The organism is uncultured Murdochiella sp. (assembly GCF_902488755.1).
GTDB lineage: Bacteria > Bacillota > Clostridia > Tissierellales > Peptoniphilaceae > Murdochiella.
Map to the genome: position 1 here is coordinate 1 of NZ_CABTXF010000054.1, position 7,422 is coordinate 7,422.

Annotated in this window: 6 protein-coding genes; 5 read left to right on the top strand and 1 reads right to left on the bottom strand. The window is 48.5% G+C overall.

Features of this window, described 5'->3' with window-relative positions; translation table 11 throughout:
* From RDL68_RS05640 to RDL68_RS05650, 3 genes are all read left to right on the top strand, one after another.
* Positions 1 to 2,264 (top strand): endonuclease MutS2 (locus RDL68_RS05640; protein WP_308540705.1); only part of this gene is annotated, 2,264 nt, incomplete at its 5' end.
* An 8-nt stretch (positions 2,265 to 2,272) separates the two neighbouring features.
* The gene (locus RDL68_RS05645) at positions 2,273 to 2,980 is read left to right on the top strand and encodes a hypothetical protein (RefSeq protein ID WP_308540706.1); all 708 of its coding nucleotides are present in this window, start codon (positions 2,273 to 2,275) and stop codon (positions 2,978 to 2,980) included.
* Positions 2,981 to 3,022: 42 nt separating this feature from the next.
* Positions 3,023 to 4,339, top strand: coding sequence for a hypothetical protein (locus RDL68_RS05650; RefSeq protein ID WP_308540707.1), 1,317 nt, complete (start codon positions 3,023 to 3,025; stop codon positions 4,337 to 4,339).
* Positions 4,340 to 4,351: 12 nt separating this feature from the next.
* Here the strand turns inward: RDL68_RS05650 and murC are convergent, their stop codons facing one another.
* Entirely contained in the window at positions 4,352 to 5,737 is a 1,386-nt protein-coding gene (gene murC, locus RDL68_RS05655) for a UDP-N-acetylmuramate--L-alanine ligase (protein WP_308540708.1), read from the bottom strand.
* Between the two features lie 121 nt (positions 5,738 to 5,858).
* On the opposite strand from murC, the gene RDL68_RS05660 reads away from it, so the two are divergent.
* Together RDL68_RS05660 and prs are read left to right on the top strand one after the other, a co-directional pair.
* A complete protein-coding gene (locus tag RDL68_RS05660) occupies positions 5,859 to 6,977 on the top strand; it encodes a DapH/DapD/GlmU-related protein (protein ID WP_308540709.1) in 1,119 nt (372 codons plus the stop codon).
* A 98-nt stretch (positions 6,978 to 7,075) separates the two neighbouring features.
* Positions 7,076 to 7,422: ribose-phosphate diphosphokinase (prs, locus tag RDL68_RS05665; RefSeq protein ID WP_308540710.1), on the top strand; the 347-nt coding region annotated here is incomplete at its 3' end.

Sequence of the window (7,422 nt, forward strand, 5' to 3'; positions counted from 1 at the left end):
GTGATCGTGTACTGGCGCTAAAGCCGTCTACCGATCGGGAGAGTATTTTGCAGTTGCAGGAAGAGACGGCTGATGCCGTGCGCCTTCTGTTAGCCTTTGGCAATCCGCCGCTCTTTGGTATTTATCCTCTACGTGCAGCGCTCAAACGGGCTGCGCTGGGAGGGGTGCTCACCATGCGGGATCTTCTGCACATTGCCGATTCCCTTCGCGTTTCTCGCGAATTGCAACACTATGTCGCGGAAGCCGAAGGTGGGGTGATGGTGCAGGCTATACATCGTCTTCTTCTACAAGACGGGTTAGAGAGGGAAATTTCTGACGCGATTCTTACCGAAGATTCTATGGCGGATACCGCTTCCCGCACCCTATATTCCATTCGGCAAAAGCTGAGGGTAAAAAATGATCAAATTAAGATTCGCCTCAATAGCATTTTATCCGATGCGGCACAGGCGGGATATCTGAATGAAAATCTCATTACAATGCGAGACGGACGCTACGTTTTGCCTGTGAAAGCAGCACATCGCAATCAGGTAAAGGGGGTTGTACATGACTCCTCCGGCAGCGGACAGACGGCATTTGTCGAACCCCTCGCAATCGTAGAATTAAACAATGAAATTCGTGCGCTCGAAGGAGAGGAACAAGAGGAAATTCAGCGTATTTTAGCGGCTCTTTCGCAGGAAACAGCAGAATTTGAAGAAGAACTTGCCGAAAACGAACAGGTTTTAATTCACCTTGATTTTACGTTTGCCAAGGCACAATATGCCTTACAAAGCGGTTCTTCGCAACCGCGTTTCTCTACCGATCGTTCCATCGCCATACAGGAGGCGCGCCATCCTTTGCTGGGAAAAAAAGTGGTTCCAATTGATATTTGTTTGGGAAACGATTATACAGTGCTTATTATCACGGGTCCGAATACAGGCGGAAAAACGGTTACGTTAAAGACGTTGGGCTTATTACAGGCCATGGCACAATCGGGCTTACAGATTCCGGCTCGTGCGCCGTCGACCATGGGCATTTTTTCGTCCATTTATGCCGATATCGGAGACAAGCAGTCGATTGAGCAAAGCTTATCCACGTTCTCGGCATCCATGACCAATATTGTTCACATTCTCTCGTCCGCGGATCAGGATTCGCTGTTGCTATTTGACGAGTTGGGTTCCGGAACGGATCCGACAGAAGGTGCTGCGATGGCTATGGCGATTCTAAAGAAACTCCGCGATAGAGATATTCGCACGGTAGCGACCACGCATTATGCGGAGCTAAAGCTCTTCGCCATTCGCGAAGAAGGCGTGCAAAATGCATCGGTAGAGTTTGATGTAGAGACGCTTTCTCCAACGTATCGATTACGGATTGGTTTACCGGGAAGATCTAATGCATTTGAGATTTCCAAGCGGTTAGGTCTGTCGGAAACCATTTTAGCAGAAGCGCGCAGCTATCTCGATCAGGGTACTATGCGTTTTGAGAATGTGTTGGAGGATATTGAAAAAAGCCGTAAAGAATCGGAAGAGGACCGCCTGCAGATTCGTCGTGAACGAGAATCCTATCGGGAAAAACTGCTGGTCATGAAACAGGAACTGGAACAGGCGCAGCAGGCATACGAACGGCGAATGCAGAAGGCGGAGCAACAAGCCAAAGATATCATCAAAGAAGCACGGGAAACGGCGCAAAATATGCTTCGCGACGCGAAATATGCATTAAAAGAGGAACGCCCTGCACTAGATCGTGCCTATAATAAGGTACATGAATCGGCAAAGGACTTTGAGAAAAAACACCAAAAAGTGAAGGCGGATGCAAACCGTCCCGGTCCGCAGAATCTGCAGATTGGCGAAAGCGTGAAGATTCTTTCTCTCAATCAGGCCGGCGTTTTAGTCGAAGGCCCCGACCGCAATGGGGAAGTCAAGGTACAGATGGGAATCCTTTCTGTAAAATCCAATGTTCGCGATTTGGCACGGGTGGCAGACGCGGAACACATTGTGGCACCCAAAGCCCCCTCGTCCTTTGTGTCTGTCAATACGTCGCAGAATTCATTACCGTATATAGATTTACGTGGCGAACGTTTTGAAGACGCGATGCAAAGGGTGGATAAATATTTAGACGATTGTGTACTGGCTGGGTACAATAAAGTGCGACTCATTCATGGCAAGGGAACCGGCGCTCTTCGCAAGGGCATTCATGAACGCCTAAAGAGTGATCGCCGCGTGGTTTCTTTCGCTTTTGCCGATGCCCGTGAAGGCGGCGCAGGGGCTACGGATGTGGTATTGAAATAGGAGGAATGATGGAAGACATCAAAAACGTCTATACGACTTTTCGAGACGATTTGAAGAACCTTATTAAAGCGTTTCCGACACTGCTTTTAGCAGCACTGGCTTATGTGCTTTTGTCGCGGATTTTAGCTCCGGTGACGGCAGCTGCTGGCTTTCTGGCAGGCGGTTTTCTGGCTTGGCTCGTTAAAATGGCTATTATGACGCATTTTGCAACAATTATGACGGAGCTTTTTGCGCGAGAAAATCTGAAACCAAAAGACCTCACGCGAATAGACGGTTCGTTTTTTCCGCCTCTGACGCAGGCATTCTTTTTGCTCTTTGTCATTGAGTTTTTTGCCTCTCGCGTGCTTTCTCCAATTCTTCCTGCTCAGTCGTTGTTGCTTATTGGCTTGCTTTGGAAGGTTTTCACCGCTCCGCTTTTTGAAGTGGTTTATCTTGCCCATGAGCCTTCTGCGCGAATCTTTTCGTCCATGCTGGAATTTTGGAGAGATAACTGGCAGCCCCTGCTTCTTTATAGTCTTGTCTGCAGTGGAGTAGCATTGCTGCTCTATCCGATGCTATTTTCGGTGTCCTTTATCACGCTGAATGGTTTTGGCAGCATTGCTTTGCAAGCGCTCTTTTTTGCGGCTTATGGATTAACGAAGGGCATTTTGTTCCGCATTCTCTACTTTTCCACGCCCAGATCGCGCGCATACCATCATCAGTTTTATCGGAAGTAAGAAGGAATCCAAAACAGTTCACCAAATTGTCCGGAGGAACACATGACACATCACGAATGCGATTGTAAAAAGAATCATAGTTCCTGTGATGAACAGGGGCATCACCATGGAGAAGACTGCTGTTGTTCAGAGCACCATCATCCGACGGAATGCGCTTGTCGCCAGGAACAGGAATCGGATTCTGTGCGTATTGAGGAGTATTTTCGTGCCCAAAATACATGCGTTGCGTTTATTGAATTAAAGGAACAGGCAAATTCAGTGCCGTCTTCTCTTATCGGCATACCGATTCCCATTCGTTTGCGCGATTTTTTGGAGGGGGTAGAAGAGCAATTTGATCAGGAAATCCCCATGCGTGCTATTTTGAACGGAATGGTATGGATGCTCGCAATTGACCCTGATTTTCGCTATGCTTCCGTATATCGTACGTTTTTGAGTGAGGCGGTTCAGGATGCCGTCGGATATGCCCTGCATTTAGGCATGGAACACGTGCAGAAGGCGTATACCTTAAAAGAAGAACACGAAAAGGCGCAGAATTCTGTCCAAGAACAGGGGAACGAAGCACAGGAAAGCGAACAAAGGATTCGCGAAGAATGGGAAGCGGCTCTTCTCTCTTTCCGTGGCGCGCATCTCTTGAATCCGAAGGAACCGGTTGCTGCGGTGCAGTATGCCCGTTTGCTTTGGCAAAGTAATCCGAAGCCGGCTTTTCTTACGGAAGCGAACCATTTGCTCGAACAGGTGCTTGCTCAAGAAGAGACACACGTTCCTGCCAATACGGCGTTGGGCGAGCTTCAGGAACAAATGGGGCAATATCTCAAAGCGACGGCGTATTATTCCCGTGCCTTAGCGCATTGTGAAAGAGAAACGATGAAACAAGAACTGCGCCAAAACATAACGCGCATAGCCCCTGACGCGGCAATGGAAGACGCCATCTATTATCTGCGTCGTGCCGATTATGACCGAGCTCGTGAGGCGTTGATGAAGGCCAAGGCGGAAAGCAGGCGATATGATGCGGACTACTATTTGGGCATCGTGTACCAAAACACTGGCAATTTTCCTGCTGCAGAAGAAGCCTTCCGCGCTGCACTTGCTGAGGGAGGAAGGCTGGAAGATACCTATAACGGTCTGGTGTATGCGCTTAATGCGCAGAATAAAGTGGCAGAAGCGATCGAAGTTGCTACAGATGGTTTAACCGAGCATCCGGATGCGCTTCGCCTGTTGTTTAATCGCGCCATTCTCTATGCCGACCGGCAGGAGACTACAAAGGCGCAAGAAGATATTGCGGAAATTCTATCGTACGATGATCTTTCGGATGAGTTGTTTAACGAAGTAATGCGGCTTCGTGAACAGCTAAATGCGTAACGTTGTACAAGTTTAATAGTGAACAAGCATTTCGGCTAATTCATCCACGTTCCCGCAGCCGGTGGTCAGAATAATATCTTCTTTTTCCACCCGATCTTTTAAGTAGTGGCATACGTCCGAAAACGTCTCCTGAAAAACTGCTTTGTCGCCATGTGCGCAGATGCGTTGAACGAGGTGCTCGCCGGTCACTTCACCGGTGTCGATTTCGCGTGCCACTTGAATCGCAGTGATGACGGATTCATCCGCATCACAAAAGGCAGTAGCAAAATCATCCATAAGCGTTTTCGTCCGAGAAATCGTATAGGGTTGGAAAACACACCAGAGTTTGTTGGTTTTATGCTCGGCTAAGGCACGCAAGGTGGATCGAATTTCGACCGGATGGTGACCATAATCGGTAAGCACACGCGCACCGCAAAAATCACCTACATATTCCATACGGCGATGCAACGGGCGATATTCTTCAATGCCTTGTTTAATAATCTTTCGATCAATATGGGTGATATCACAGGCGATAATCGAGGCAACCGCATTGTAAATGTTGAATCGACCAATAATACCAAGCTGGTACCGTTCGGTTGTGCCATCCGGAAAATGCAGCGTAAACGCCGGATGACCCACTTCATCAAAGGAAATGTCTGTTACCTGATAGTCGGCGTCAGAGGAGGCGATTCCAAACGTAACCGCGCGTCCGTGGACATGCGCGGGCAGTGTTGCGGAATGCGGATCGTCCGCGTTGATAATTGCCACGCCGTTGGGACGGATGTTCTCCATATAGCCTTCAAAAGCACTGACAATATCATCCATATCTTTGTAATAATCGAGATGGTCTTCATCGACGTTGAGAACAATGGCAATCTGAGGATAGTAATAGCGGATATTCCCTTTGTATTCACAGGCTTCTGCCAGGAAGAACGGCCCATCTCCGGAAAGAACATTCCCACCAATTTCATCCAGCGTGCCACCCAATAGAATCGTGGGGGACTCTTCCGTGCGAATAAGAATATCGGAAATCATCGATGTAGTGGTGGATTTTCCGTGCGAGCCGGACACGGCAATGGAAGCCGGGAAATTCTGCATTAAAGCACCTAAAAATTGTCCGCGCGTCACGCAAGGTTTTCGTGTGGCAATAGCGGCCTGTAATTCCGGGTTCGTGGGGAGGATGGCATCTGTATAAACGAACAGTTCCTGATGGGTGATATTTTCCGCTTTTTGTCCGATGATTACGGGAATGCCTACAGATTCTAAATGACGTACATATTTATTGTCACGAATATCCGAACCGGTCACGGTAAACCCTTTGTCATGAAGAAGTTCAGCAATTCCCGACATACTGACACCGCCGATACCGATAAAATGGACATTTTTAATTTGCGTAGGCTCTAAAGTAAACTGAAACATTTCTCCTCCTTGCGATTACTCAAGTCGGTATTATACCATAGAAGAGCTTGTCCGTCGGTTGGTTTCCGTTCGGCGTTTGTGTATAATAATCTTGATTTTATGGTGATTCTAAGGAGAGAGTATGCCATCGATTTTGATTTTACCTTCCTCGTTTCTAAACGCACATCGCGCAGAGGAAAAGCAAACGTGGATTTTGGGACATCCTATTCGCGAACTGGTTGAACGAGCGGCAGCAAGTCCGTCCTGGACAGTCCTTCAGGACGGACTTAACACGTGTTCGGAGGAATTGCTTGTCGTGAGTGAAGCGGCTGCCGGTCTGGATGAAGCGATGCTTTATCGCTTTTATAGCGATGAACAGCGTCTGTTGACGGATTACGATGGGATGCCTGCGGCGATCAAGGTTCAGGAGAAGGAAAGAGCGCTTTTATGCGATGCCTTTTCAGCGGATTTTGATGCTTTTTTTGATGCTTGGACGGATGTTGTTACGCCCGATGAAGCGGATTCGGTAGTGGAGGAACTTTTCCTCGATATCCCCGTTGTCCATTCCTTTTTAACGCTGCAACTTGCAGAAAAGCATCTTGCCCAGCAAATTTGTTACGATTGGATGGAGAAAGGTGTGCGCATTGACGAACCGACTCTAACACGCATCGCCCCCGAAGCAGTGATAGGAAAAGGAACATGGCTTCGCGGAACCGTACGCATCATGGGAGAGACCGTCATCGGCGAACGTTGTGTCATCACCGAGGGTTCAGAGATTATCGATTCGACCATTGAGGAGGAAGTGACGATACGTTCTTCCATTATTGAAGAGTCGGTGATGAAAAAAGCGTCTAACATTGGACCGTTCTCGCATTTGCGTCCGCATGCGTTCATCGGGGAACATGTACACATCGGTAATTTCGTTGAAGTGAAGAAGGCCAGTTTGGGGGAAGGAACCAAAGCGGGACATCTTGCCTATATCGGCGACGCAGAAGTCGGGAAGAATGTGAATATTTCCTGTGGTGTCATCTTCTGCAACTATGATGGAAAAAACAAACACAAAGCTACCGTGGGAGATAATGCCTTCATCGGATCTAACGCCAATTTGGTGGCTCCGGTGGAGTTGCAGGAGGACAGCTTTATCGCTGCCGGTTCAACGATTACCAAAACGGTGGATAAGGGCGCTTTAGCTGTGGAGCGCGCGGAACAGAGAAGCATTGCGGGCTATGTGGCCCGAAGAAGAGAAAAAGGCTTGCTGTAGCTTTTCGCATGGCGGTACACCGAAAAGCAAAAGGACAGCTTCGGTAACCGTTCTGCAGGCGAGGTTCGTGGAGACACGAAGAGGACAAAGGGGGATCTATGGAACGTGTGGGAATGAAGGTTTTTTCGGGAAACGCCAATCTTCCGTTAGCGCAGGCAATTTGTCGCGAGTTGGGCTTGCCGCTTGGCGACATGAAGGTTGGTCATTTTGCAGACGGCGAAATCAACGTCAAAATTAACGAGACCGTGCGCGGTTATGATGTTTTTCTGATTCAGCCGACATCGGAACCGGTCAACGATCATCTTATGGAAGCCCTTATTTGCGCCGATGCCTTTGAGCGCGCTTCGGTTAGCCATATTAATCTCGTTATGCCGTATTACGGGTATGCCCGTCAAGACCGAAAGACCAGCGGACGCGAACCGATTACCGCAAAACTGGTAGCGAA